Raw genomic sequence first — 23,654 nt, 5'->3', positions numbered from 1 at the left:
ATCGCCGACCTGCGACCCGCGCGCCAGGCCAAGAACATCACCCTCACCGCCGCCGCCCACCACTTCAACGTCTGGCCGGCAGTCATCTCCTGCATTGAACGCGGCACCCGCCGTGACGACACTCTCGCCAACGCCTACCGCGACTGGCTAACCGCCGCTTGACAGCCAATAGGAGCATCAACGGACTGATTCCGGAGGGTGACGAGGTTCGGCACCAGAAGCTGACGAGGGTCGGGTACCGGACGGTGAAGACGGCCGGTACTGGACGCCGACCACGGCCGGGGCCTGCGAGAATTCGGGTATGGCGGCACCATCGGTCCCGGAGCCGGCCCCGGTTGCGGCTGCGGGGGAGTGGGCGAGGTACTGGCAGTACGCGGAACTGCCCGACCTCGATCTTCTGCGCGCCCGGTACGTCCGCCACGCCTTCCCGCGCCACAGCCACGAGGGCTATGTCTTCGGCACCATCACCCGGGGCATCGAGGACGTCGGGCTGCCCGGCGGCACCGTGCACGCGGGTCCCGGCACCGTCGTCATGATCAATCCGGAGGTGCCTCACACCGCCCGGGCCGGGGCCCCCGAGGGCTGGGTGTACGCCACGCTGTACCCGTCCGCGCAGGTGATCAACGACATCGCGGCCGATACGACGCGGCTGCGCGGCACGGTCGGCTTCACCGAGACCAGCGTCCTCGACACGGAGGCGTCCCGGCTCATCGGCGAGGTGCACCGGGCGGCCGAGGAGGGCAATGCGCTCGCCGCCGACAGCGTTCTGCGGATCATGGTCACGCGATTGCTCAGCCGCCACGGCAGCGTGCTGCCCGCTCGCGCTCCCCGGTCGGCGGGTGCCCGGGACGCGGCGCGGGCGCGTGCGGTGCTGGAGAGCAGGATGGCCGAGCCGCCGACGCTCGAGACGTTGGCCGCCGAGCTCGGCACCAGCCCCTTCGCCCTGCTGCGGGCGTTCAAGAAGCAGTACGGGATGCCGCCGCACACCTGGCTCACTGATGCCCGGGTGCGGCGTGCGCGGAGGATGCTCGATGCGGGCATCCCACCGGCGGACGCGGCGGCCGAGGTCGGCTTCACCGATCAGCCGCACCTCAACCGTCATTTCACCCGGATCGTGGGGGTGCCGCCCGGCGCGTACCAGCGTGAACGCGCAAAAACGTACAAGACCAGTCCTGATTCGTCCGCGTAGCGTTCCGGACGTGCCAGAACAGACAGCATCCTCAGAAAGACTCGGCGAGACGGCCGAGGCCGCCGACGGCATAACCGCCGTCGGCGAGGCGAAACCCGACGCGGCCGTCATCCGCGACGCGCTCGGCGTCGGTATCGCGGTGGGCCTCTCCGGCTTCGCCTTCGGTGTCACCTCGGCGGGCTCCGGCCTGAGCCTGCTCCAGACCTGCGCGCTCAGCCTCCTCGTCTTCACCGGCGCCTCGCAGTTCGCGCTGGTGGGCGCCCTTGCCGCAGGCGGAAATCCGTACACCGCCGCTGCCGGTGCGTTCTTCCTCGGCGTACGCAACGCCTTCTATGGTCTGCGGCTGTCGCAGCTGCTCGCCCTCCCGCGCGCCGTACGACCGCTCGCCGCCCAGTGGGTCATCGACGAGACGACCGCGGTGACGCTGCCGCAGCCCACCCGACGGGCCGCGCGGATCGGCTTCACTGTCACCGGACTCACCCTGTACGTGCTGTGGAACCTGACCACACTGCTGGGGGCGCTGGGCGCCGAGGCGCTCGGCGACACCGACACCTGGGGGCTGGACGCGGCAAGTCCCGCAGTCTTCCTCGCGCTGCTCGCTCCGATGCTGAAGAGCACCACGGAGCGCGTCACCGCCGCTCTCGCCGTCCTGCTCGCCCTGGGGGCGCTGCCCATGCTGCCCGCGGGCGTACCCGTGCTGCTCGCCGCGCTTGCCGCGCCTGCCGTCCTTTTCCTGATGGGACGCAGGAAGGCATCGGCCATTGACAGGCCGGCCAAGGACGCGACCACGACGGAGGAAGCCCGATGAACGTATGGATAGCGATCGCCCTCACTGCCGCCGGATGCTACCTTGCGAAGCTGCTGGGACTGCTGGTCCCCGCAGGGGCGCTGGAACGCCCGCTCGTACAGCGTCTTGCCGCGCTCCTGCCCGTGGCGCTCCTGGCGGCCCTCACGGCGCAGCAGACCTTCGGGAACGGACAACAGCTGGTGCTCGACGCCAGGGGTGCCGGGCTCGCCGCCGCCGCACTCGCCCTGGTGCTGCGCGCTCCCTTCCTGGTGGTCGTGGGAGCCGCCGTCGTCGTCACGGCCGGGGCGCGTGCGCTCGGATAGACAACATGCCGGGAGAGGCAACCCCGATCGGACAGAGGCGCCCGAAGCGGTCCCAGCGTTGACCGCCCCACGAACGACGGCGGCGGAATCGACTGTGCCGGTCGGTCTCAGCCGAGGCTGCGGCCATGGGCCCGCAGCGTCAGCAGCGCCTTCAGCGTCACCAGGGGGCGGCCCTCCAAGGCGGTGCCAGGTGCCCACTGCCGCCAGTTCACCGGCCAGCCGCCGTCCGCCTGCTGCTCCGCCGCCAGATGGTCGAGCGAGCGTTCCAGTTCCTCGTCGGTGAACCAGCGGCGGGCGAGCGATTCGGGGGTGCGGGCGTAGTCGTACGGGAAATGCTGCTCGCCCGGTGCGTACCCGGCCGCCACCGGGTGCTCCGCACGCCGCTCCGGATCCAGTACGGCCAGCCGCTGTTCCCGCACGAGCCGCCCGAGACGGTCCGCCGCCGCCTCCGCCCGTGCCCGGTCCGGAGCGCCGTCGAGGAAGGCGACCGCGGCTTCGATCTCGTACGGATGCGACTTCTCCAGCGCGTCGACCGCCGCCCAGCAGAAGTCCGTCGCCCGGAACAGCCAGGCGTGCCACACCGCGTTGCGGTGCAGCAGTCCGACGACGGGGCCGGTGGCCAGCAACTCGGCCGGAGGGTTGTCGACGATCGGGATGAACGGCGCGGCCGGATAGCCGCGCTGCGAGGGCAGAAGCGCGGGCAGCGCCCCCTCCGTGGTCGATACCTCGGTCAGGAAGCGGCAGATCCGCTCCACCCGCAGACCGCTGCAGCGCCCGATGGAGTCCAGGACGCTGAGCGCATGGGCCGTGTGCAGCGGCTGGCTGGCGGGGCCCCGCAGATCGGGTTCGAGTGCGTGACCGTATCCGCCGTCCTCATGGAGATAGGCGGCGAGTGCGGTCTCCACGGCGTCCGCGCTGCCTCCCAGGAAGTGATGGGTGAACCGCCGCTGTTCGAGGACGCGGGCTGTGAGCCAGATGAAATGCTCGGCACGCTTGAGGGGGCTTGCTCCTGTTCCGGCCATGGACCGACCGTAGGCCGGTAAGCGCTCTCGACAGGGCGTAGTGGCCCGGCTGCACACTCGGGAGCGGGATACTGAAGTCATGCGGTTGACGATTTTCTGGGAACGGATGGCGGACCACTTCGGTGCGGGGTACGCCGACTCCTTTGCGCGCGACCATGTGATGGCCGAGCTCGGCGGGCGTACGGTGCACCAGGCGCTGGCCGAGGGCTGGGAAGCGAAGGACGTCTGGCGCGGTGTCTGCACGGCGGTCGGCATTCCCGCCGACAGACGCTGACGCCGTGTCCGCCCACCGCTGACCTCAGCTGTTCCCGGGGTGGGCGGCCGGCTGTCACAGCCGTAGGCGAGACTGGATCCGTGGCACCGACAGACGAGACAGCCCAGACCCAGCGGCCTCTGACCCCAGCCGTTCCGCCGGCCGCGCCACCGATCCCGCCTTCCGGCAATGGGTCGGCCCGAATGCCCGCATGGCTGCCGCGAGCCATGGTTCTCGCCCTGGCGCTCTACGCCTGCTTCCGGCTCGGCAGTTGGGCGTTCGACCAGCTCATCGGGCTGTTGATCAATATTTTGATCGCGTTCTTCCTGGCGCTCGCCATAGAGCCTGCGGTGAGCCGGATGTCGGAGCGCGGTATGCGCCGCGGTCTGGCCACCTTCCTGGTCTTCCTCGTGGTGCTGATCGCCGGCGCCGGGTTCGTCGTGCTGCTCGGCTCGATGCTCGCGGGCCAGATCGTCGACATGGTCGAAGAGTTCCCCAAGTACCTCGACTCGGTGATCAACTGGATCAACCAGAATTTCCACACCGATCTCTCCCGGGTCGAGGTTCAGGACAGCCTGCTGCACTCCGACTGGCTGCAGAAGTACGTCCAGAACAGCGCGACCGGTGTGCTCGACGTCTCGACCACCGTGCTCGGCGGGCTCTTCCGGCTGCTGACGATCTTCCTGTTCTCCTTCTACTTCGCGGCCGACGGTCCCCGGCTGCGCCGCGCCCTGTGCTCCGTGCTGCCGCCCGCCCGGCAGGCCGAAGTGCTGAGGGCCTGGGAGATCGCGGTCGACAAGACCGGCGGTTATCTCTACTCGCGCGGACTGATGGCGCTCATCTCCGGGAGCGCGCACTACATCCTGCTGGTGATCCTTGGTGTGCCGTACGCCCCGGCGCTCGCGGTCTGGGTCGGCCTCGTCTCGCAGTTCATTCCCACGATCGGTACGTATCTGGCGGGCGCCCTGCCGATGCTGATCGCGTTCACCGTCGACCCCTGGTACGCCCTGTGGGTGCTCGGATTCGTCGTGATCTACCAGCAGTTCGAGAACTATGTGCTGCAGCCCAAGCTCACCTCGAAAACTGTGGACATCCATCCGGCGGTCGCCTTCGGTTCGGTCATCGCCGGTACGGCTCTGATGGGCGCCGTGGGCGCGCTCATCGCGATTCCGGCCGTCGCCACGCTGCAGGCATTCCTCGGTGCCTATGTGAAGCGCTACGACGTGACGGACGACCCGCGGGTGCACGGCCGGCATCTGTGGCGGCGCGGCGATCCGGTGCTCTCACGGCTGCGGGGCCTGACGACCCGGGCGCCGGGCAACGATGCCGAGCGGCCGAACGTCCCGGATCCGCAGGCCTGACACGACAACCGGACGCGGGCGGTCCGGCAGGTTGCCCGGCGCGTGCGGTGCGCCGGTGCGGGAGTGAGGGGTGCTGGGCGTGGGCGGCGGGCGGGCTCAGCGATAGCCCGTCACATCGGTCCTTCTGTCGGCGATGTCCCCATACGGCCGGAATCCAGTATGAGGTTGACCACGTCTCCTTGACTCTCCAAATGTGTGATGCTAGGGCGCTACTCTGGGGGCGGGCCGGTCCGGCGCGGTGTGCTTGACATCAAAATCAAACATCCATTCTCATGGGATTCCGGCCGGGTTTTCCCGGGCCCGACCGTGGAGTTGTCCACAGGCCGGGAGGACGTCGAGGCCCATTGTCAGTGGCAGGGGTTAGCGTCTTTGACGTGAAGCGATCGACTCAAGCAAATCGGGTGGAACCCATGGCAGGAACCGACCGCGAGAAGGCGCTGGACGCCGCACTCGCACAGATTGAACGGCAATTCGGCAAGGGCGCGGTGATGCGCCTCGGTGAGCGGCCGAACGAGCCCATCGAGGTGATCCCCACCGGGTCGACCGCACTCGACGTCGCCCTCGGCGTCGGCGGACTGCCGCGCGGCCGTGTGGTGGAGGTGTACGGACCGGAGTCCTCCGGCAAGACGACGCTGACGCTGCACGCGGTGGCGAACGCGCAGCGGCTCGGTGGCTCGGTGGCCTTCATCGACGCGGAGCACGCCCTCGACCCCGAGTACGCGAAGAAGCTCGGCGTCGACATCGACAGCCTCATCCTGTCCCAGCCGGACAACGGTGAGCAGGCGCTCGAGATCGTGGACATGCTGGTCCGCTCGGGCGCTCTCGACCTGATCGTCATCGACTCCGTCGCAGCGCTCGTGCCGCGTGCGGAGATCGAGGGCGAGATGGGTGACTCGCACGTGGGTCTGCAGGCCCGTCTGATGAGCCAGGCGCTCCGCAAGATCACCAGCGCGCTCAACCAGTCCAAGACCACCGCGATCTTCATCAACCAGCTCCGCGAGAAGATCGGTGTGATGTTCGGCTCCCCGGAGACCACGACCGGCGGCCGGGCGCTGAAGTTCTACGCGTCGGTGCGCCTCGACATCCGCCGCATCGAGACGCTCAAGGACGGCACCGACGCGGTCGGCAACCGCACCCGCGTCAAGGTTGTCAAGAACAAGGTCGCGCCGCCGTTCAAGCAGGCCGAGTTCGACATCCTCTACGGCCAGGGCATCAGCCGTGAGGGCGGTCTGATCGACATGGGCGTGGAGCACGGCTTCGTGCGCAAGGCGGGCGCCTGGTACACGTACGAGGGCGACCAGCTCGGCCAGGGCAAGGAGAATGCCCGTAACTTCCTCAAGGACAACCCCGACCTCGCCAATGAGATCGAGAAGAAGATCCTCGAGAAGCTGGGCATCGGCGTCAGGCCGGATGCGGCTCTGAGCGCCGAGCCGGGTGCGGACGCGGCGGGTGGCGCTGCGGCTCCGGCCGACGGCGCGAAGTCGGTGCCAGCTCCGGCCGGCAAGGCCAAGCCGGCCAAGGCCGCGGCGGCCAAGAGCTAGACCGTGACGCGTCGTACGGAGTGGCCGGACAGCGCCGTCGGCGCCGGTCCCGGCCCAGGAGACGTCGGGCCCGCGGACGATTCCGCGTCCGAGTCCGCATACCGGCCGGAGGCCGGTCCCGGTTGCGGCACCGGCTCGGGCGGGCGATTCGGCGAGGGCGCGGGGCATCGTGCCCGCTCCCGCTCCAGGAACAGCGGCTCCCCTTCCTCGTCGAGGGCCGAGAAGGGGGAGCCGCGAGATCCGGTCGAGCAGGCGCGCAATATCTGTCTGCGGCTGCTCACCGGGACTCCGCGCACCCGCAAGCAGCTTGCGGACGCGTTGCGCAAACGGGAGATTCCGGACGAGGCCGCGGAGGAGGTGCTGTCGCGGTTCGAGGATGTCGGGCTGATCGACGACGCGGCGTTCGCGGATGCCTGGGTGGAGTCCCGGCACCACGGCCGTGGGCTGGCTCGCCGCGCTCTCGTCCGGGAACTGCGAACCAAGGGGGTGGACTCGGCGGTGATCGACGAGGCCGTCGGGCAACTCGACTCCGAGCAGGAGGAGGAGACGGCCCGCGAGCTCATCGCGCGCAAACTCCGTTCCACCCGCGGCCTGGAGCGCGACAAGCGGCTGCGCCGCCTCGCGGGCATGCTCGCGCGCAAGGGGTACGGGGAGGGGATGGCGCTGCGCGTGGTGCGCCAGGCACTCGAAGCAGAGGGCGAGGACACGGAAGGCCTGGACGAGCCCTTCTGACGGGTCCGCGTCGGGGTGTGCAGGGATGTGTACACAGGGGGGTGCGCACGGTGCGGGCGTGCGCGGCGGGGTGTGCATGTCGTGGTGGTCGGGGGTGCCGCGGATCGGGGATGCGCGGCGGTCACTGTCCGGCATGTGAGGCGCGGCGGATGGTGGCGTCCAGCAGGGCCACGGCATCCGCTGCGGTGCGGCCGGGGTGGCGGTTCCAGGGGCCGATCAGGTCGGTCCAGCCCTGCGAGCGAAGCTCGGCGACGATCCAGGCGCCGGCCCGGTCAACGGTGTCGAGGGAGCCGTAGCCCAGACGGTGCGCGGTGAGGAGGGCGCCGCAGACGCACCGGGCGCCGCGGGCGTTCCGCAGTCGGTACGGGGTGTTCTGCCAGCCCCACTCGGTCAGGATCTGTCGCGCGTAGGCGAGGTGGGTGGAGGGCCGCAGTTCGGGCTGCCCGATGCGGCGCCAGCCGTGGAACCGATCGGGGAGGATCGCGCCGAGGCGTCCGGGGAGGGGGCGCTCGCGCGGGGCGGCCGGGGGCACGGAGCGGACCGAGTCGGCGATCAGCTGATCGACCGGCACGGACAGTAGATCGCGCCAGTCGGCCGGATGCCCGTCCGCCGAGTGCCCGTCCGTCGGGTGCGGCGCGGAGCCGGGTGGGGCGGGACGTACCGGTTCGGGGGTGGTGATGTCCCAGCCCGTGACGATCTGCTGCCAGGCCTCCGTGTCATGGAGGCGGGCGGCCTGACGGTCGAGCTGGTCGGGGGTGAAGGCGGTGGTCGGCATCGGTGTGGCATCTCCGTCATAACGGTCCTTGATAGTGAGACAAATGTCCGCCTTGTGACGAATGCGCCCCACTGGGGTGGGTCATTCGGGTGCTGTCGGGTCGGATCCGGCTCGGTTCAGGACCTAGGGGAGGCAAGAGCACAGGTGCCGGGGGAAACCCCCCGTACGAAGACGCCGACACGCTCCAGTGCCCAGGTATCTGTGCACAGAGCAGTGTGTGACGCATGGCAGAGAAGCCCGGTGGCACCGACATCACAGAGCTGGCCGCTCTCGGAGCGCTCGCCCAGCCCAGGCGGCAGCAGATCTTTCAACACCTCACCCTGCACGGCCCCGCGACGTCCGCGATCCTTGCCCGCGCCCTCGAGCTGAACACCGGGGCCATCAGCTACCACCTGCGCGAACTGGCCAGGTACGGCTTCGTGGAGGACATCTCGGCCCAGGAGCCGGACAGGCGTCGGGCGAGGTGGTGGCGGGCCGTTCCCGGTGACCGGCGCTTCCCGCCCCGGTCACGCCAGAGCCCCGAGGTGCGGCTCGCCATGGACGCGCTGAACCGCCACGCATACGGCGCCGGCCTCGCCCTCTCCGAGCAGCTTCAGCGCGACAGCGGCGAACGGGGCGAGTGGGCCGACGCGTTCCCGTACTCGCGCGGTTCCATCCGGCTCACGCTCCCCGAACTCCGCGCGTTCTTCGAGGAGTACATCGCTCTCATGAACCGCTGCAAGCGGTCCGACGCCGACACTCCGCCGGGCGCCCGCACGGTCCACACCCGGCTGCTCGCCTTCCCGGCCCCACTCCTTGCGGGCGACAACACAAGAGAGACGGAGGCATCATGATGCTGTGCTACGCCCTGCAGACGATCCGTGACCGCAAGGGCGGGTTCCTTGGCGCCCTGCTGGCCCTGATGTGCGCCGCCGCCCTTGTCACCGCCTGCGGCACGCTCCTGGAGACCGGCCTGCGCGGACGGATCGCCACCGAGCGCTATGCCGCGGCTCCGCTCATCGTCTCCGCCGACCAGAACGTTCACCGGACCACCGTCACGCACAAGGGCAACGGGAAGACGAAGGTCAAGCACAAGGCGAAACCCGTTGCTGAGCGCGCCTGGCTTCCCGCGGCCACCGCGGACCGGATCCGGACCGTGGACGGCGTACGCAAGGTGGTCCCCGAACTCACCTTCCTCGCCGTGCCCGCTGCCCAGCTCACCGCCGAGCCCGCCACATCCTCCACGCCGTCGTACGGACACTCCTGGGCCTCCGCCTCACTCACGCCCTTCGCGCTCACCGCGGGCCGTCCCCCCGTCTCCGCCGACGACGTGGTGATCGACCGGGGGCTCGCCGAGCGAACCCGCCTGAAGCCCGGAGACCGGCTGACCGTGCAGTCCACTGGTGTTCCCCGCACGTACCGCATCAGCGGCGTCGCGGCCCCGGCGCACCGCGGCGACCTCCGGCAGCAGACCTCCCTCTTCTTCTCCGATGCAGAGGCCACCCGCCTCGCCGTCCGCCCCGGCCAGGTCACCGTCCTCGGTGTGGAACCCGCGCCCGGCGTCGACCTCAGCCGGCTGAAGCAGCGGGTGGAGCAGGCGCTCAAAGGCACCACCGCGCAGGTGGCCACAGGCGACGACCGCGGTCCCGTCGAGTTCCTGGACGCCGCGGGCGCCCGGATCAAGCTCGTTTCCATGGGCGGTGCGATGGGTGGCACCTCACTCCTCGTCGCGATTCTCGTGGTCGTCGGCACCTTTGCGCTCTCCATCCAGCAGCGCCACCGTGAACTGGCCCTGTTGCGCGCCATCGCCGCCACTCCACGCCAGGTCCGCAGTCTGCTCGGGCGTGAGGCGCTGGTCGTCGGTGCCGTGGCCGGCCTGCTGGGCTCGCTCGCCGGACTGCCGCTCGCCGGCTGGCTCCACAGCCGATTCATCGACATGGATGCGATCCCACCGTCACTGGAACGCACCGCGGGAATCTTCCCGGTCTTCGCCGCCCTCGCCGTCACCCTCCTCGGCGCCTGGGCAGCCGCCAGAATCTCCGGCCGCCGGATTGCCCGTATCCGTCCTGCCGAGGCCATGACCGAGTCCACGGTCGAGCGCGAGCGCCCGGCCTCGATTCGGATCTCCGCAGGTCTGGTGCTGCTCGCGGGCGGCGGAGCGCTCGTCGCCGTACTCGGCAGCCTGCGCACCGAAGCGGCCTCGACCCCCGTCACCTTCCTGGCCGTCGTGGTGCTGACCACGGCCGTGTCGCTCCTCGGCCCGCTCCTCGTCAAGGTGGCGGCGGCACTGCTCGCGGGACCGCTCCGGCCGGCCGGGCCCGGGGGTACTCTCGCCATCGCGAACATCCGTGGAAACTCCACTCGGATGGCCGCCGTCGTCACCCCGCTCACCCTGCTCATCGCGATGACCTGCACGGTTCTCTTCGTTCAGCCGACCCTCGGTGACGCCGCCCGCGCCCAGGCCCGCGAAGGAACCCGTGCCACCCGGATCCTCTCCTCCCAGGGCCCCGGAGTCCCGTCCGCCGCTGCCGAGGCCGTGCGCAGGACACCGGGCGTGACGGCCGCCACCGAGGTCGTACGGACCTCGGTCAGGGTCGGTCTTGCGAAGTTCACGGCCCAGGGCGTCACCCAGGCCGGTCTCGTCCACACCTGGGACCCCGAGGTGACCAGCGGCTCGCTCGCCGACTTCGCCGCCCGTCCCCGCACCGCCGCGATCAGTGAACTCGCTGCCGAACAGTTGGGACTGCACCCCGGCAGCGAACTGAAACTGCACCTCGGCGACGGCACACCCACCACCCTGACTGTCGCCGCCGTCTACGCCCGCGGCCTCGGTTTCGGCGATCTGACCCTGCCCCACGACCTCGTCGCCCACCACATGGACAACCCCCTCGCCGCCACGGTCCTGGTCGCCGGGGACAGTGACGGCAGCCGACTCGCCGCCGCACTGCAGAAGTTCCCCGGTGTCGCCGTGCTCGCCCCTGCCACCGCCGACCGGCTTCAGGCGGACCGGCAGCAGCAGAACGCAGAGGTCAACTATCTCGCCATGGCCCTGATCATCGCCTTCACCGCGATCGCGGTCGTCAACACCCTCGCCATGTCGGTGTCCGAGCGGATCCGGGAGTTCGCCATGCTCCGGCTGGCCGGTGCCGTTCGCCGACAGGTCCTGCGGATGCTCCGTATCGAAGCCCTGTCGGTCCTGCTGATCGCCGCCGTCCTCGGCACCGGTATCGCTCTCGCCGTGCTGACCGCCTTCAGCATCGGCATGACCGGCAGTGCGGCGCCCACCGTCCTGCCGTCGGTGTACGCGACGGTGGTGGGCGCAGCCGCGCTGCTGGCACTCGTCGCCTCGGCCCTGCCCGGCCGGCTGGCACTCAAGGTCAGCCCGGTGGAGGTGGCGATGTCCAAGCAGTGACGCCACCGGCCGGTGGCGGCGGAAGGGCGCAGGGCGCAGCGCGGTCGGACCCGCCACCGGTCAGGCGCCGACCGGCAGCCCGGCCGCCCGCCACGCCTGGAACCCGCCGATCAGATCGGTCGCCCGGTGCAGCCCCAACTGCCTCAGGGACGCGACCGCGAGACTCGACGCGTACCCCTCGTTGCAGACCACCACCACCCGCAGATCGTGGTTGACCGCTTCCGGTGCGCGATGGCTGCCCTGCGGGTCGAGCCGCCACTCCAACTCGTTGCGCTCGACGATCAGCGCCCCCGGGATCAACCCGTCCCGCTCGCGCAGCGCCGCGTAGCGGATGTCCACCAGCAGGGCCCCGTCCGCCACGGCGGCGATCGCCTCGTGCGGACCGATCCGGTCATACCCGGCCCGGACCCGCTCCAACAGTTCGACGATCCCCATCCGCTCCGCACCGTTGTCGCGCTCGTCGCTCACTGCCAGTCCTCCGGGCGTTCGATGTGCTCAAGGCGGAGTACCGCACCGGTGCGGCTGTAGCGCCGGATCTGCGGCAGCGGCGGATAGTACGCATGGACCGAGACAGCGTGCTCGGTGCCGGATTCGTTCAGCACCTCGTGCACATGGTGCTGCCCGAACGCCCTGCCGTGACCGGCCGTCAACTGCCGGGACCGGTCGACATCTTCGGCCAGTTCCAGGGTCTTCCAGCCGTCGGCGGGCAGTCTGACCGCGAGCGAATGCTCCTTGAGCGTGCCGCTCGCGGTGGTGAAGGCGCCGATCGAGTCGGCGTGGTCGTGCCAGCCGGTGCCGGTGTGCGGCGGCCAGCCGATCAGCCACGCCTCGCTGCCGCCGGGCCCGTCGAGGCGGACCCAGGTGCGGCCCTCGGGATCAAGGGGGAGCGAGGCGATCAGACCTGCGTCCGCCGCCGTACGACCGACGAAGTCGAGCAGTTCCGCAGCCGTGGGACCGGCACCGGAGCCCCGGCCGGAAGCGGGTGTGCGTACGGAAGGTGGGGGAGAGACAGACACAGGGACCGTCCTGAGAGTTCGCGCGTGGTGCCCGGCGTGCGACAGAGCGCGCCCCGCGGCAGGGAGAGGCGATTCAGCAGGACGGGCGACACACACAGCCCGCATAGCGGACGAGGTCCATATGGACCCTCCGCCACAGGCGCACATCGGTGTCGGTCACATTCCGGAGTACACCACGTGCTGCCTGTGGGGGTCAATTGATGTCTGCGGTCCGGTCGGAGCGTGCGGAGGCACGGGGGGCACCGCCGCGCGCCGCGTCCGCCGCCGCGAAAAGTTCCGCGGGCCGGACCCCGCCGAACGATGCCACCAGATGCCCGTCCGGCCTGATCAGCAGCACAGTATGGGCCGAGGCACCCGGGTAGGCCTCGGTCACCAGCAGCTCCCCCCTCACCGGCAGGGCGTCGACCGACTCGACGAGCCGGGGCATCACGCCCGCGGTCAACCAGTGGCGCCGGTCCCACACACCGGTCCCCGGAGCGACCAGCACGACCAGCAGACGGCCCCGCCCGAGCCGCTCGCGCAGCCGTACGGTCGTGCCGTCGGGTGCCGTCACCCGTACATCGGCGACCGGCGCGCCCGGGGGCGTACCCACCGATGTGTGCGCCTCGGTGTACGCAGGCGCAAGGGGGGAGTGCGAGTACGAGGGGGGCGCACCGAGTGGGCCGCACCCCAGGTGACCGTCGGCGAGCAGTGAATCGTGCCCCCGTGCGCTCCCGGGGACGATGGTCCGCAGCCCTCCGCTGCCGCGCAGTATCGGCAGCGACTGGTCCGCCGCGCGCAGCCGGGAGGCGACTGCGGCGCGGCGCTCCGCCTGGTAGCTGTCGAGCAGCACCTCGGAGGCGCCGTGATGCCAGGCCTGCGCCAGCTTCCAGGCCAGGTTCTCGGCGTCCCGCAGCCCTTCGTCGAGCCCTTGCGTACCGAGTGCACCGAGCAGATGGGCGGCGTCCCCGGCGAGGAAGGCCCGCTGGACCCGCCAGCGCCGGGCCAGCCGGTGATGCAGCGTGTACACGCCCGTGTCCAGCAGTTCGTACGGCGGGGTCTCGCCGCCGCACCAGCCCGCGAGAGTGTCCCGCACCCGGGTGATCAGGGTGTCGGGGGTGACGAGCTCGCCGCGTGGCGGGAGCAGCCAGTCCAGCCGCCACGCACCGTCCGGCAGCGGGCGCGCGGTGACCTCGGCGCCCCCGGTGCGCCACGGCGGCAGCCGGTGCAGCACGGCCTGCCCAGGCCAGGGAAGTTCGGTGCGCAGTGCGGCGACGGCGTGCCGCTCCACCGCTGTGCGCCCCGGGAACCTGATGTCCAGGAGCTTGCGGACGGTGGATCTGGCGCCGTCGCAGCCGACCAGGTAACTCCCGCGCCACCAGGTCGAATCGGGTTCCCTGGTGTGCACCGTGACCCCGGCCGGATCCTGCTCGAGGGTGTCGATCCGGCTGAGCGGCGCCATGTGTACCAGCTCCTGCCCGGTGACCGCGGCCCGCAGTCCGCGCATCAGGGCGTGCTGGGGCAGATGGAGCGGGGCCGGGAGCGGATCACCGTGCGGGGAGTCCTCGCCGAGGCGCAGTTCGCGTACCAGTTGCTTGCGGCGCATGGAGCGCCAGCCCGTCCAGTGGGCGCCCTCGTCCCGGAGCGTCTTGCACCCGAGCCGCTCCACCAGGGCCGCGGTGTCCTCGCGCAGCACCACCGTCCGGGCGGGACGGGTCTCGTCCCTCCCCGGATCCTCGTCGAGGACGACGGAGGGAACGCCCTGCGCGGCGAGGGCGAGCGACAGCGTCAGGCCGACGGGCCCGGCGCCGACGACGATCACCGGGTCCACGGCGCGACTCCCTGGGCCCGTGCGGTCGGAGGAGTGGAAGCGGAAGCGGGGGCTCGGTCGGCGATCACAGAACGTATGCAACCCACTGCCGGTGCTTGCGTCAAGTGACACCCGAGCACGGCGAGGAGCGCCGGTGCATGCACCGGCGCTCCTCGCGCAGCCATGGACGACAAACCGTCAGAGGGCGCGTCCGTCATCGATTTTGAGCGCCGGCGCACCGATGGTCTCCAGTCCGCCGCCGGGTGTGGCACCGACCGCGCCACCCGTGCTCTTCTTCCCGCGCCGCAGCCGGCCCTCCAGCCAGCTCGCGAACGAGGTCAGGGCGAAGTTCACCACGACGTAGAGCAGGGCGATGATCGTGAAGCACGCAATGGTGTTCGCGCCGTAGTTCGCGCTCATCGGGCGGATCGAGGCCAGCAGCTCGGGGAAGGTCATCATGGCGCCACCGAGTGCGGTGTCCTTCACGATGACGACCAGCTGGCTGACGATCGCCGGCAGCATGGCCGTCACCGCCTGCGGCAGCAGCACGAACACCATGGTCTGACCCTTGCGCATGCCGATCGCCTTGGCCGCGTCCGTCTGGCCCTGCGGAAGGGAGAGGATGCCGGCCCGCACGATCTCGGCGAGCACCGAGGCGTTGTAGAGGACCAGGCCCGTGACCACGGCGTACAGCGGCCGCGAGTCGCTGCTGATGTTCGTGTACTCGGAGTACACCGCATTCGCGGTGATCATCAGGATCAGCACCGGGATGGCGCGGAAGAACTCCACCACCGCACCGGCCGGCAGCCGTACCCATCGATGGTCGGAGAGTCGTCCGATGCCGAACAGCGCACCGAGCGGCAGCGCGATGATCAGGGAGAAGAACGCGGCCTTGAGCGTGTTCTGGAGGCCCGGCCAGATGTACGTCTCCCAGGGCTGGGAGCTGGTGAAGAAGGGCTTCCACTTGATCCAGTCGAGCTGGTGTTTCGCGGCGAGGCCGTCGTACACCCACCACACCACTGCCGCGGCGCACAGCACGAACAGCACCGTGTACAGGATGTTGCGCTGCTTGGCGCGCGGTCCCTGGGCGTCGTAGAGGACGGAAGTCATCGCTTCACCGCCACCTTCTTGCTCACCCAGCCGAGGATCAGGCCGGTCGGGAGGGTCAGAAAGATGAAGCCGAGCGCGAAGACAGCGGCGATCAGGATCAGCTGGGCCTCGGCCTCGATCATGACCTTCATCAGGTACGAGGCTTCGGCGACTCCGATCGCGGAGGCGACCGTGGTGTTCTTCGTCAGCGCGATCAGGACATTGGACAGCGGGTTGACGACCGCGCGGAACGCCTGCGGGAGGACGATCAGCCGCAGCACCTCGGTGAAGCTCAGACCGAGGGCACGTGCCGCCTCGGCCTGGCCGACCGGGACGGTGTTGATGCCGGAGCGCAGTGCCTCGCACACGAAGGCGGAGGTGTAGGCGATCAGGGCGAGCACCGCGAGCCGGAAGTTGATGTCCTTGGAATCGCTGGCGCCGAGGGTGATGCTCAGGGTCTGGTAGAGGCCCAGCGACGAGCACACGATGATCACGGTCAGCGGAATGTTCCGGACCACGTTCACATAGGCGGTGGCGAAGCCGCGCATCAGGGGGACCGGGCTGACCTTCATGCCGGTCAGCAGCGTTCCCCATATGAGGGAGCCGAGAGCGGAGTAGACGGTGAGCTGCACCGTCACCCAGAAGGCCCCCAACAGGTCGTAACCTTCAAGAAAGTCGAACACGATCTCCCGCGCTTCCGCGTGTAGGAGGGCATGGCGCGCCGCCGTTCACGGACGGCGCGCCCGGTCAGCCCTGCTTCACTTGACGATGTTGCCGATCTTCGGGGCGGGCTCGTTCTTGTAGTTCGCCGGACCGAAGTTGGCCTTCACGGCCTTGTCCCAGGAACCGTCCGAGACCATCTTGGTGAGCGCGTCGTTGATCTTCTTCTTGAGGTCGGCGTCGCCCTTCTTCAGACCGATGCCGTAGTTCTCGTTGCTCATCTTGAGGCCGGCCAGCTTGAACTTGCCCTGGAAGTTCTGCTGCGAGGCGAAACCGGCCAGGATGGAGTCGTCGGTGGTCAGCGCGTCGACGACCTTGTTCTCCAGGCCGGTCAGGCACTCCGAGTACCCGCCGAACTCCTGGAGGTCGGCCTTCGGCGCAAGCTTCTCCTTGACATTCTGCGCCGAGGTCGACCCGGTCACCGAGCACAGCTTCTTGCTGTTCAGGTCAGCCGGGGACTTGAACGAGTCGTCGTCCGCGCGGACCAGGATGTCCTGGTGCGCCAGCAGGTACGGGCCGGCGAAGTCGACCTTCTGCAGGCGCTCGTCGTTGATCGAGTAGGAGGCGGCGATGAACTTGACGTCCCCGCGCTCGATCGCCGTCTCGCGGTCGGCGCTCTTGGTCTCCTTGAAGGTGATGTCCTTGGCGTCGTAACCGAGTTCCTTGGCGATGTACGTGGCGACATCGACGTCGAAACCGGTGTACTTGCCGTCGGGCGTCTTCAGACCGATACCGGGCTGGTCGATCTTGATGCCGATGGTGATCTTCTTGCTGCCGCCGGCCGAGTCGCCGCCCTTGTCGTTGGAGGAGCCACAGGCGGTGGCGGTGAGGGCGAGCGCGAGCACGGCGGCCGATGCGGCGGTGACCTTACGAAGCTGCATGGTGAACTTCCCTAGAGTTGACGCGATGTGAGTGAACAGCTGATCCGGAAATCAGTGGTGCAGGATCTTCGAAAGGAAGTCCTTGGCCCGGTCACTGCGCGGGTTGCTGAAGAACTGGTCGGGCGTTGCCTCTTCGACGATCTTCCCGTCCGCCATGAAGACGACACGGTTCGCCGCCGAGCGCGCGAAGCCCATTTCGTGGGTGACGACGACCATGGTCATGCCGTCCCGGGCGAGCTGCTGCATGACTTCCAGCACCTCATTGATCATCTCCGGGTCGAGCGCGGACGTCGGCTCGTCGAAGAGCATGACCTTGGGGTCCATCGCCAATGCCCGTGCGATGGCCACACGTTGCTGCTGGCCTCCGGAGAGCTGCGAGGGGTACTTGTCGGCCTGCGTCGCCACGCCCACCCGGTCGAGCAGCGCACGGGCCTTCTCCTCGGCAGCCGTCTTGTCCGCCTTGCGGACCTTGAGCTGCCCCAGCATCACGTTCTCGAGCACCGTCTTGTGCGCGAAGAGATTGAACGACTGGAAGACCATGCCGACATCGGCACGCAGCCTGGCCAGCTCCTTGCCCTCCTGGGGCAACGGCTTGCCGTCGATCGATATCACGCCCGAGTCGATCGTCTCCAAGCGGTTGATCGTGCGGCACAGCGTGGACTTCCCGGACCCGGAAGGCCCGATCACAACCACGACCTCGCCCCGGGCGATGGTCAGGTCGATGTCCTGGAGCACATGCAGCGCGCCGAAGTGCTTGTTGACGTTGCTCAGTACGACAAGGTCGTTCGCCGCGGGTACGGCATCCTCGGCGGCCTTGGTCACTGAAACTCCGCTCATCGGCTTCTTGCTCCGTCCTCCTCGGTTGGGAAGGACCTTAGTGACGCAGTGCGACCACCGTCATTACATCTGAGCGGAAATTGAGCATAACGATCCGGCGGCAACCGGACACTCCGCGTGAACGGGACGGTGGGAGAGGTGCCGGGGGGCGTACCGGGTGCATAACGGAAACCCCGATGTAAGAGGAGGGCCCTTGACTGGCGTACCGGTTATCGGAGTGGATGCCCTGGTACGTGATGACGTGAAACACCTCGGTACAGGGAAGTACCGGGAAGATGGACAGTTGCCGGGGAGTGCGGGAAGCCCGCACCACGAAGCGAAAGCGGAGAGGAAGGGGGGCCATGAGACTGCTGCTCGTCGAGGACGACAACCACGTGGCGGCCGCCCTGTCCGCGGTGCTCGCCCGGCACGGCTTCCAGGTCGTGCACGCACGCAGCGGCGAGGAGGCCCTGAAGGCCCTGCTGCCGGCGGACACGGAGCCCTTCGGTGTGGTGCTCCTCGACCTCGGACTGCCCGACCAGGACGGTTACGAGGTCTGCGGGAAGATCCGCAAGCGCTGTTCCATCCCCGTGATCATGGTGACCGCGCGGGCCGATGTCCGGTCGAGGATCCACGGCCTGAACCTCGGAGCGGACGACTACGTGGTCAAGCCGTACGACACCGGTGAACTCCTCGCCCGTATCCACGCGGTCAGCAGGCGCAAGTCGGCCGGCGAGGACACGGTGCCGACCCCCGTGGCGGCGCTGCGCCTGGGGCACGTCCACATCGAGCTCCCGACCCGCAGGGTCAGTGTCGACGGCGCCGAAGTCCAGCTCACCCGCAAGGAGTTCGATCTGCTCGCACTCCTCGCCCAGTGCCCCGGCGTGGTGTTCCGCCGGGAGCAGATCATCAGCGAGGTGTGGCGCACGAGTTGGGAGGGAACGGGGCGCACGCTCGAAGTGCATGTCGCGTCCCTGCGTTCCAAGCTGCGGCTGCCCGCACTGATCGAGACCGTGCGCGGGGTCGGCTACCGGCTCGTCGCCCCGTCCGCGTAAAGGCGTACGGCCCCGGTGCGTAACCGTCTCCTCCCCCTGCTCATCATCCTCATGGCGGCCGTGCTGCTCGCGCTCGGCTTTCCGCTGGCCGTCAGCGTGGCCGCCGCCCAGCAGCAGCGCGTGGTGATCGACCGCATCGACGACACGGCACGCTTTGCCGCACTGGCGCAGTTCGTCACGGAACCGACCGGCAGCAACGACGAGCGGCGCCGTGTGCTCCAGTCGGAGCTGGAGATGTACGACTCGGTGTACGGAATCCGGGCCGGCGTCTTCTACCGCGACGACACCGCCATGGCGAAGGCACCGGCCGACTGGTGGCTTCCCGTCGAGGGAGCGGGCCGCGAGGCGTTCAGGGAGGCGCTCCTCGGGCGCCGCAGTCATGATCCGCCGCAGGTATGGCCCTGGCAGCACGGCCGGGTCGTCGTCGCCTCGCCCGTCGTACGGGACGGCGATGTGGTCGCCGTCGTCGTCCTCGACTCGCCCACCGGTGAGATGCGCACCCACACGTTGCGTGGCTGGCTGCTGATCGCGGCCGGCGAGGTGGTTGCGATGCTGGTGGCCGTGGGCGCCGCGATCCGGCTGACCGGCTGGGTCCTGCTGCCCGTCCAGACCCTGGACGCGGCGACGCACGACATCGCCAGCGGCCGGATGCGGTCCCGGGTGGTGGCATCAGGAGGGCCGCCGGAACTCAGACGCCTGGCCCGTTCGTTCAACGAGATGGCCGACAACGTCGAGGAAGTGCTGGAGCAGCAGCGCGCCTTCGTCGCCGACGCCTCGCACCAGTTGCGCAACCCCCTCGCCGCGCTGCTGCTGCGCATCGAGCTCCTCGCCCTCGAACTCCCCGAGGGGAACGAGGAGATCGCCTCCGTCCGTACGGAGGGCAAGCGCCTCGGTCAGGTCCTGGACGACCTGCTGGACCTGGCGCTGGCCGAGCATGCCACGGCCGACCTCCAGCTCACGGACATCGGCGCGCTCACCGCGGAACGGGTGGCTTCCTGGAGCCCGTTCGCGGAGGAGAACGGTGTACGGCTGACCGCGGACGGGGCATCCGCCGTGACAGCCTGGGCGGACCCCATCGCGCTCTCCAGCGCCCTGGACGCCGTCATCGACAACGCGTGCAAGTTCACCCCCGCCGGTGAGGAGGTCCGTGTCACCGTCGCCGCCGGCCGCGACACCGTCACCGTGGCCGTCGCCGACCGCGGCCCGGGGCTGACCGATGAGGAGCTCGAGCGGATAGGCGACCGGTTCTGGCGCAGTGCCCAGCATCAGAACGTCCAGGGGTCCGGCCTCGGGCTCTCCATCTCCCACGCACTGCTCGCCGCGGGCGGTGGGTCGCTCTCCTACGCACCGCACGAGCCGCACGGACTGCGGGTGACGGTGACGGTTCCGCGCAACGGCCCGAGCGACTGACTCCGGTACCGGGTGCCGCGATGGCGCCCCGTCGGCGTGCGTCAGGGCTTGACCGAACGGTAGTAACGTCTGGCCCCGTCGTGCAGTTGCAGCGGATCGGTGTAGATCGCCGTCCGCAGGTCCACCAGCTGCGCCGCGTGCACCTCGCGTCCGATGCGGTCCCGGCTGTCGATCACGGTCCGGGTGAACGCCTCGGTCATCGCCGGATCCGTACGGTCCGTGGTGACCAGTACATTGGCGACTGCCACCGTCGTGATGGCCGACCCCTGCTGGGCCTTGTGGTACGCGTCGGCAGGCATCACGGCCGAGCGGTAGTAGCGGGTGGGGTCGCCCCCGGTCCGCAGCCGCTTGATCAGCGATGCCTCCAGGGGTACGAGCCTGATCGGGAAGCGGTCCGACAGCTCCTGCACAGCGGTGGTCGGCAGCCCGCCGGACCAGAAGAAGGCATCGAGAAGACCGTTCTGCAACTGCGTCGGCATCGTGTCGATCCCGGCCGGGACCGGAGTGATGCCGTGCGCCGGATCAAGTCCCGCGGCGGTCATCAGCCGGTCGGCGACCAGCCGTACGCCGGAACCCTCCTGCCCCACCCCGACCCGCTTGCCGGCGAGATCCGAGACCGTCTGCACGTCCGAGTCCCGGGGCACCACCAGCTGGATGTAGTCGTCGTACAGCCGGACACAGCCGCGCAGCCGGTCGGCCCCCGCCTTGCCGTCCCGTAGATACGTGGCGAGGGCATCGGTCGTGGCGATGGTGAAGTCGGCCTTCCCGGTCGCCACCCGCTCGATGTTCTGCTGGGAGCCCTCGCTGGTCTGCAGCCGTATCGAGACCATGGGCAGGTCCTTGGCGAGCGCTCCCCTGAGCCGCTCGCCGTAGCGGTGGTAGACCCCGCTGCGTACCCCTGTGCTGAGGGTCAGCGATCCGCTCGGCGGTGGATCCCCGAGCGGCAGCACCCACCACAGCACGAGTCCGAGTACGACGGCAACGGCGGCACCCCCCTGAAGGGTGCGTCGGCGGCCGATACGGGACAGTGCGCGGAGCATGGCGCGATCCTGCCAGCTCACTCCCCGTGATGGCCAGGGCCGGTCCTGTGGAAAGGCTCTGGGTGTCCGTGCGACCTCGTACCCTTGTGGACGAGATGAGCGAGGTAGAGGGTTTGAAAACGTACGAGGTGCGCACCTACGGGTGCCAGATGAACGTTCACGACTCCGAGCGGCTGTCGGGGCTGCTGGAGGGCGCGGGGTACGTGCGTGCCCCCGAGGGCGCCGACGGTGACGCCGATGTCGTCGTCTTCAACACCTGCGCGGTGCGGGAGAACGCGGACAACAAGCTCTACGGCAATCTCGGACGGCTCGCCCCGATGAAGACGAAGCGGCCCGGGATGCAGATCGCGGTCGGCGGCTGTCTGGCGCAGAAGGACCGTGACACGATCGTCCAGCGGGCCCCGTGGGTCGACGTCGTCTTCGGTACGCACAACATCGGCAAACTGCCGGTGCTCCTGGAGCGCGCCCGTGTCCAGGAGGAGGCGCAGATCGAGATCGCCGAATCCCTGGAGGCCTTCCCCTCCACCCTCCCCACCCGCCGCGAGTCCGCCTACGCGGCGTGGGTCTCGATCTCCGTCGGCTGCAACAACACCTGCACCTTCTGCATCGTTCCGGCGCTGCGCGGCAAGGAGAAGGACCGCCGCACCGGCGACATCCTGGCCGAGATCGAGGCACTGGTCGCGGAGGGCGTCTCCGAGATCACCCTGCTCGGCCAGAACGTGAACGCGTACGGCTCCGACATCGGCGACCGCGAGGCCTTCTCCAAGCTGCTGCGCGCCTGCGGGAAGATCGAGGGCCTGGAGCGGGTCCGCTTCACCTCGCCGCACCCCCGCGACTTCACCGACGACGTGATCGCGGCGATGGCCGAGACGGCGAACGTCATGCCGCAGCTGCACATGCCGATGCAGTCGGGTTCGGACACGATCCTGAAGGCGATGCGGCGCTCGTACCGGCAGGAGCGGTTCCTCGGCATCATCGAGAAGGTGCGCGCCGCGATGCCGGACGCCGCCATCTCCACCGACATCATCGTGGGCTTCCCCGGCGAGACGGAGAAGGACTTCGAGCAGACCATGCACGCGGTCCGTCAGGCGCGCTTCGCCAACGCCTTCACCTTCCAGTACTCCAAGCGCCCCGGAACCCCGGCTGCCGACATGGAGGGGCAGATCCCGAAGGAGGTCGTCCAGGAGCGGTACATGCGCCTGTCCGCCCTGCAGGAGGAGATCTCCTGGGACGAGAACAAGAAGCAGGTCGGCCGGACCCTGGAGATCATGGTCGCTGAGGGCGAGGGCCGTAAGGACGGCGCCACGCACCGTCTCTCCGGGCGTGCTCCCGACAACCGCCTGGTCCACTTCACCAAGCCGGACGAGGACGTGCGCCCCGGCGACGTGGTGACAGTCGAGATCACCTACGCCGCCCCGCACCACCTGCTCGCCGAGGGCGCGCCGCTTGGCGTACGGCGGACCCGGTCGGGGGACGCCTGGGAGAAGCGCACGGGCGCCGAGGCCGCCAAGCCGGCCGGAGTGATGCTGGGGCTGCCCGGTATCGGCGCCCCGGCGCCGCTGCCGCCCGCGGCGGCTCCCGGCTGCGGGTGCGACTGACCTCGCACCGAATCGGGACACCGACCCGCAGCCGGTACGCCGGGTCATGGACCCGCTTCCGGCACGGACGGGGGAAACAGGCGGAATCGGCCGACGCAGTACGCTGCCCAGCATGCTTGTCGCCGCAGCCGTCTGCCCCTGTCCGCCCCTGCTGGTACCCGAGGTCGCCGCCGGAGCCGCGCCCGAGCTACGAGCCGCGAGGACCGCGTGCATCGACGCCCTGGGTGTGCTCGCCGCGGCCCGTCCCGACCTGCTGATCGTGATCGGGCCCGCGGATCCTGATGGCCGCGGGCCGCATCCCGAGGGGGCCCCGGGCTCCTTCAAGGGCTTCGGCGTCGATCTCGACGTCCGGCTCGGACTCGGGGGAGACCCCGGCGCTGCGGCGGAGCGCCCGCTTCCGCCGTCTCTTTCCGTCGGCGCGTGGCTGCTCGCCCGCGCGGAGTGGGCGGACGCGCCGATCGAGGGTCTCGGCGTGGGGGAGACGCTCGATGCCGGGCGCTGCGTGAGCACCGGACGGGAGCTGGCGGCCAGGGCCCGCCGCGTGGCCATGCTGGTGATGGGTGACGGCAGCGCCTGCCGCACGGTCAAAGCCCCCGGATATCTGGACGAGCGCGCCGTCTCGTTCGACACGGAGGTGTCGCGGGCCTTGGGGGCAGCGGACCTCGCCGCGCTGCGTGCGCTGGACGAGTCGATGGCGTACGAACTGAAGGTGGCGGGCCGGGCACCGTGGCAGGTGCTGGCGGGCGCCGCGGAAGGGGCCGGGCTGAACGGCCGACTGCTCTACGAGGACGCTCCGTACGGCGTCGGATACATGGTCGCCACCTGGTCCTGAGACCGGATCCGATTGGTTTTGGACCGGTTCGGAA

24 protein-coding genes are annotated in these 23,654 nt (G+C 69.6%); 13 read left to right on the top strand and 11 right to left on the bottom strand.

The features are described 5' to 3' along the window. Positions 1-301 precede the first annotated feature (301 nt). Genes AB0I23_RS35280 through AB0I23_RS35270 form a run of 3 tightly spaced genes read left to right on the top strand, consistent with a single transcriptional unit; the run spans position 302 to position 2,299 of the window. Complete coding sequence (locus AB0I23_RS35280; RefSeq protein WP_359115875.1) at positions 302-1,189, top strand: helix-turn-helix domain-containing protein; 888 nt, start codon at positions 302-304, stop codon at positions 1,187-1,189. A 10-nt stretch (positions 1,190-1,199) separates the two neighbouring features. After that, entirely contained in the window at positions 1,200-1,997 is a 798-nt protein-coding gene (locus tag AB0I23_RS35275; protein WP_436847047.1) for an AzlC family ABC transporter permease, read from the top strand. After that, complete coding sequence (locus tag AB0I23_RS35270) at positions 1,994-2,299, top strand: AzlD domain-containing protein (protein WP_359115873.1); 306 nt, start codon at positions 1,994-1,996, stop codon at positions 2,297-2,299. The genes AB0I23_RS35275 and AB0I23_RS35270 overlap by 4 nt, the downstream gene beginning before the upstream one ends. 107 nt (positions 2,300-2,406) lie before the next feature. Here AB0I23_RS35270 and AB0I23_RS35265 read toward each other — a convergent pair whose 3' ends face one another. Beyond that, positions 2,407-3,321, bottom strand: coding sequence for a hypothetical protein (locus tag AB0I23_RS35265; RefSeq protein ID WP_359115872.1), 915 nt, complete (start codon positions 3,319-3,321; stop codon positions 2,407-2,409). Between the two features lie 79 nt (positions 3,322-3,400). Between AB0I23_RS35265 and AB0I23_RS35260 the strand changes: the two genes are divergently transcribed. The 4 genes from AB0I23_RS35260 to recX all read left to right on the top strand — a co-directional run bounded on the left by AB0I23_RS35260 (position 3,401) and on the right by recX (position 7,208). Then, positions 3,401-3,595 carry a DUF3046 domain-containing protein gene (locus tag AB0I23_RS35260; protein ID WP_359115869.1) on the top strand — a complete coding sequence of 65 codons (195 nt, stop codon included), beginning with the start codon at positions 3,401-3,403 and terminating at the stop codon, positions 3,593-3,595. A 182-nt stretch (positions 3,596-3,777) separates the two neighbouring features. Next, entirely contained in the window at positions 3,778-4,935 is a 1,158-nt protein-coding gene (locus tag AB0I23_RS35255) for an AI-2E family transporter (protein ID WP_359115866.1), read from the top strand. A gap of 410 nt (positions 4,936-5,345) precedes the next feature. Continuing rightward, positions 5,346-6,476: a recombinase RecA gene (gene recA, locus AB0I23_RS35250; RefSeq protein WP_359115863.1), complete on the top strand. Its 1,131-nt coding sequence runs from the start codon at positions 5,346-5,348 to the stop codon at positions 6,474-6,476. A gap of 3 nt (positions 6,477-6,479) precedes the next feature. Continuing rightward, complete coding sequence (gene recX / locus AB0I23_RS35245; RefSeq protein ID WP_359115861.1) at positions 6,480-7,208, top strand: recombination regulator RecX; 729 nt, start codon at positions 6,480-6,482, stop codon at positions 7,206-7,208. 121 nt (positions 7,209-7,329) lie between these two features. Here the strand turns inward: recX and AB0I23_RS35240 are convergent, their stop codons facing one another. Further along, entirely contained in the window at positions 7,330-7,983 is a 654-nt protein-coding gene (locus tag AB0I23_RS35240) for a DUF6197 family protein (RefSeq protein ID WP_359115858.1), read from the bottom strand. A 224-nt stretch (positions 7,984-8,207) separates the two neighbouring features. On the opposite strand from AB0I23_RS35240, the gene AB0I23_RS35235 reads away from it, so the two are divergent. Together AB0I23_RS35235 and AB0I23_RS35230 are read left to right on the top strand one after the other, a co-directional pair. Next, entirely contained in the window at positions 8,208-8,816 is a 609-nt protein-coding gene (locus tag AB0I23_RS35235) for an ArsR/SmtB family transcription factor (RefSeq protein WP_359115856.1), read from the top strand. Then, the gene (locus AB0I23_RS35230) at positions 8,813-11,374 is read left to right on the top strand and encodes an FtsX-like permease family protein (RefSeq protein ID WP_359115853.1); all 2,562 of its coding nucleotides are present in this window, start codon (positions 8,813-8,815) and stop codon (positions 11,372-11,374) included. Before AB0I23_RS35235 ends, AB0I23_RS35230 begins: the two co-directional genes overlap by 4 nt. 60 nt (positions 11,375-11,434) lie before the next feature. Here the strand turns inward: AB0I23_RS35230 and AB0I23_RS35225 are convergent, their stop codons facing one another. From AB0I23_RS35225 to AB0I23_RS35190, 8 genes are all read right to left on the bottom strand, one after another. Then, positions 11,435-11,809 carry a rhodanese-like domain-containing protein gene (locus tag AB0I23_RS35225; RefSeq protein WP_359115880.1) on the bottom strand — a complete coding sequence of 125 codons (375 nt, stop codon included), beginning with the start codon at positions 11,807-11,809 and terminating at the stop codon, positions 11,435-11,437. 29 nt (positions 11,810-11,838) lie between these two features. Continuing rightward, positions 11,839-12,390 carry a cysteine dioxygenase gene (locus AB0I23_RS35220; RefSeq protein WP_359115851.1) on the bottom strand — a complete coding sequence of 184 codons (552 nt, stop codon included), beginning with the start codon at positions 12,388-12,390 and terminating at the stop codon, positions 11,839-11,841. 73 nt (positions 12,391-12,463) lie between these two features. Beyond that, the gene (locus AB0I23_RS35215) at positions 12,464-12,535 is read right to left on the bottom strand and encodes a putative leader peptide (RefSeq protein ID WP_309544753.1); all 72 of its coding nucleotides are present in this window, start codon (positions 12,533-12,535) and stop codon (positions 12,464-12,466) included. A 48-nt stretch (positions 12,536-12,583) separates the two neighbouring features. Further along, the gene (locus AB0I23_RS35210) at positions 12,584-14,200 is read right to left on the bottom strand and encodes an FAD-dependent monooxygenase (protein WP_359115849.1); all 1,617 of its coding nucleotides are present in this window, start codon (positions 14,198-14,200) and stop codon (positions 12,584-12,586) included. 177 nt (positions 14,201-14,377) lie between these two features. Continuing rightward, entirely contained in the window at positions 14,378-15,289 is a 912-nt protein-coding gene (locus tag AB0I23_RS35205; protein WP_359115846.1) for an amino acid ABC transporter permease, read from the bottom strand. Beyond that, complete coding sequence (locus AB0I23_RS35200; protein WP_359115843.1) at positions 15,286-15,951, bottom strand: amino acid ABC transporter permease; 666 nt, start codon at positions 15,949-15,951, stop codon at positions 15,286-15,288. The genes AB0I23_RS35205 and AB0I23_RS35200 overlap by 4 nt, the downstream gene beginning before the upstream one ends. Positions 15,952-16,026: 75 nt before the next feature. Then, positions 16,027-16,869 (bottom strand): glutamate ABC transporter substrate-binding protein, encoded by an 843-nt coding sequence (locus tag AB0I23_RS35195; protein WP_359115840.1) that lies wholly within the window; start codon positions 16,867-16,869, stop codon positions 16,027-16,029. Between the two features lie 51 nt (positions 16,870-16,920). Further along, positions 16,921-17,706 (bottom strand): amino acid ABC transporter ATP-binding protein, encoded by a 786-nt coding sequence (locus tag AB0I23_RS35190; protein ID WP_359115837.1) that lies wholly within the window; start codon positions 17,704-17,706, stop codon positions 16,921-16,923. Positions 17,707-18,047: 341 nt separating this feature from the next. Here AB0I23_RS35190 and AB0I23_RS35185 point away from each other — a divergent pair, with 341 nt between their 5' ends. Both AB0I23_RS35185 and AB0I23_RS35180 read left to right on the top strand, forming a co-directional pair. Then, on the top strand, positions 18,048-18,740 hold the full coding sequence (locus AB0I23_RS35185; protein ID WP_359115835.1) for a response regulator transcription factor: 693 nt from the start codon (positions 18,048-18,050) through the stop codon (positions 18,738-18,740). A 15-nt stretch (positions 18,741-18,755) separates the two neighbouring features. Next, a complete protein-coding gene (locus tag AB0I23_RS35180; protein WP_359115833.1) occupies positions 18,756-20,150 on the top strand; it encodes a sensor histidine kinase in 1,395 nt (464 codons plus the stop codon). A 41-nt stretch (positions 20,151-20,191) separates the two neighbouring features. Here AB0I23_RS35180 and AB0I23_RS35175 read toward each other — a convergent pair whose 3' ends face one another. Continuing rightward, a complete protein-coding gene (locus AB0I23_RS35175; protein WP_359115831.1) occupies positions 20,192-21,190 on the bottom strand; it encodes a TAXI family TRAP transporter solute-binding subunit in 999 nt (332 codons plus the stop codon). Between the two features lie 95 nt (positions 21,191-21,285). Here AB0I23_RS35175 and miaB point away from each other — a divergent pair, with 95 nt between their 5' ends. Both miaB and AB0I23_RS35165 read left to right on the top strand, forming a co-directional pair. Beyond that, complete coding sequence (miaB, locus tag AB0I23_RS35170; RefSeq protein WP_359115828.1) at positions 21,286-22,788, top strand: tRNA (N6-isopentenyl adenosine(37)-C2)-methylthiotransferase MiaB; 1,503 nt, start codon at positions 21,286-21,288, stop codon at positions 22,786-22,788. A 112-nt stretch (positions 22,789-22,900) separates the two neighbouring features. Continuing rightward, complete coding sequence (locus AB0I23_RS35165; RefSeq protein ID WP_359115825.1) at positions 22,901-23,620, top strand: class III extradiol dioxygenase subunit B-like domain-containing protein; 720 nt, start codon at positions 22,901-22,903, stop codon at positions 23,618-23,620. The last annotated feature ends 34 nt before the right edge of the window (positions 23,621-23,654 follow it).

It is taken from the genome of Streptomyces atratus (genome assembly GCF_040655115.1).
In the GTDB taxonomy this organism is placed as follows: domain Bacteria; phylum Actinomycetota; class Actinomycetes; order Streptomycetales; family Streptomycetaceae; genus Streptomyces; species Streptomyces atratus_D.
This window is presented reverse-complemented; position numbering and strand designations above follow the sequence as displayed.

Bases quoted from the DNA above. Each gene is read 5' to 3' on its own strand.
- AB0I23_RS35225 (WP_359115880.1), bottom strand. From the start codon at position 11,809: ATGGGGATCGTCGAACTGTTGGAGCGGGTCCGGGCCGGGTATGACCGG.
- AB0I23_RS35230 (WP_359115853.1), top strand. From the start codon at position 8,813: ATGATGCTGTGCTACGCCCTGCAGACGATCCGTGACCGCAAGGGCGGG.
- AB0I23_RS35270 (WP_359115873.1), top strand. From the start codon at position 1,994: ATGAACGTATGGATAGCGATCGCCCTCACTGCCGCCGGATGCTACCTT.
- AB0I23_RS35165 (WP_359115825.1), top strand. From the start codon at position 22,901: ATGCTTGTCGCCGCAGCCGTCTGCCCCTGTCCGCCCCTGCTGGTACCC.
- AB0I23_RS35280 (WP_359115875.1), top strand. From the start codon at position 302: ATGGCGGCACCATCGGTCCCGGAGCCGGCCCCGGTTGCGGCTGCGGGG.
- AB0I23_RS35255 (WP_359115866.1), top strand. From the start codon at position 3,778: ATGCCCGCATGGCTGCCGCGAGCCATGGTTCTCGCCCTGGCGCTCTAC.
- AB0I23_RS35235 (WP_359115856.1), top strand. From the start codon at position 8,208: ATGGCAGAGAAGCCCGGTGGCACCGACATCACAGAGCTGGCCGCTCTC.
- AB0I23_RS35205 (WP_359115846.1), bottom strand. From the start codon at position 15,289: ATGACTTCCGTCCTCTACGACGCCCAGGGACCGCGCGCCAAGCAGCGC.
- AB0I23_RS35195 (WP_359115840.1), bottom strand. From the start codon at position 16,869: ATGCAGCTTCGTAAGGTCACCGCCGCATCGGCCGCCGTGCTCGCGCTC.
- AB0I23_RS35175 (WP_359115831.1), bottom strand. From the start codon at position 21,190: ATGCTCCGCGCACTGTCCCGTATCGGCCGCCGACGCACCCTTCAGGGG.
- AB0I23_RS35260 (WP_359115869.1), top strand. From the start codon at position 3,401: ATGCGGTTGACGATTTTCTGGGAACGGATGGCGGACCACTTCGGTGCG.
- AB0I23_RS35185 (WP_359115835.1), top strand. From the start codon at position 18,048: ATGAGACTGCTGCTCGTCGAGGACGACAACCACGTGGCGGCCGCCCTG.
- AB0I23_RS35240 (WP_359115858.1), bottom strand. From the start codon at position 7,983: ATGCCGACCACCGCCTTCACCCCCGACCAGCTCGACCGTCAGGCCGCC.
- miaB (WP_359115828.1), top strand. From the start codon at position 21,286: ATGAGCGAGGTAGAGGGTTTGAAAACGTACGAGGTGCGCACCTACGGG.
- AB0I23_RS35190 (WP_359115837.1), bottom strand. From the start codon at position 17,706: ATGAGCGGAGTTTCAGTGACCAAGGCCGCCGAGGATGCCGTACCCGCG.
- recA (WP_359115863.1), top strand. From the start codon at position 5,346: ATGGCAGGAACCGACCGCGAGAAGGCGCTGGACGCCGCACTCGCACAG.
- AB0I23_RS35265 (WP_359115872.1), bottom strand. From the start codon at position 3,321: ATGGCCGGAACAGGAGCAAGCCCCCTCAAGCGTGCCGAGCATTTCATC.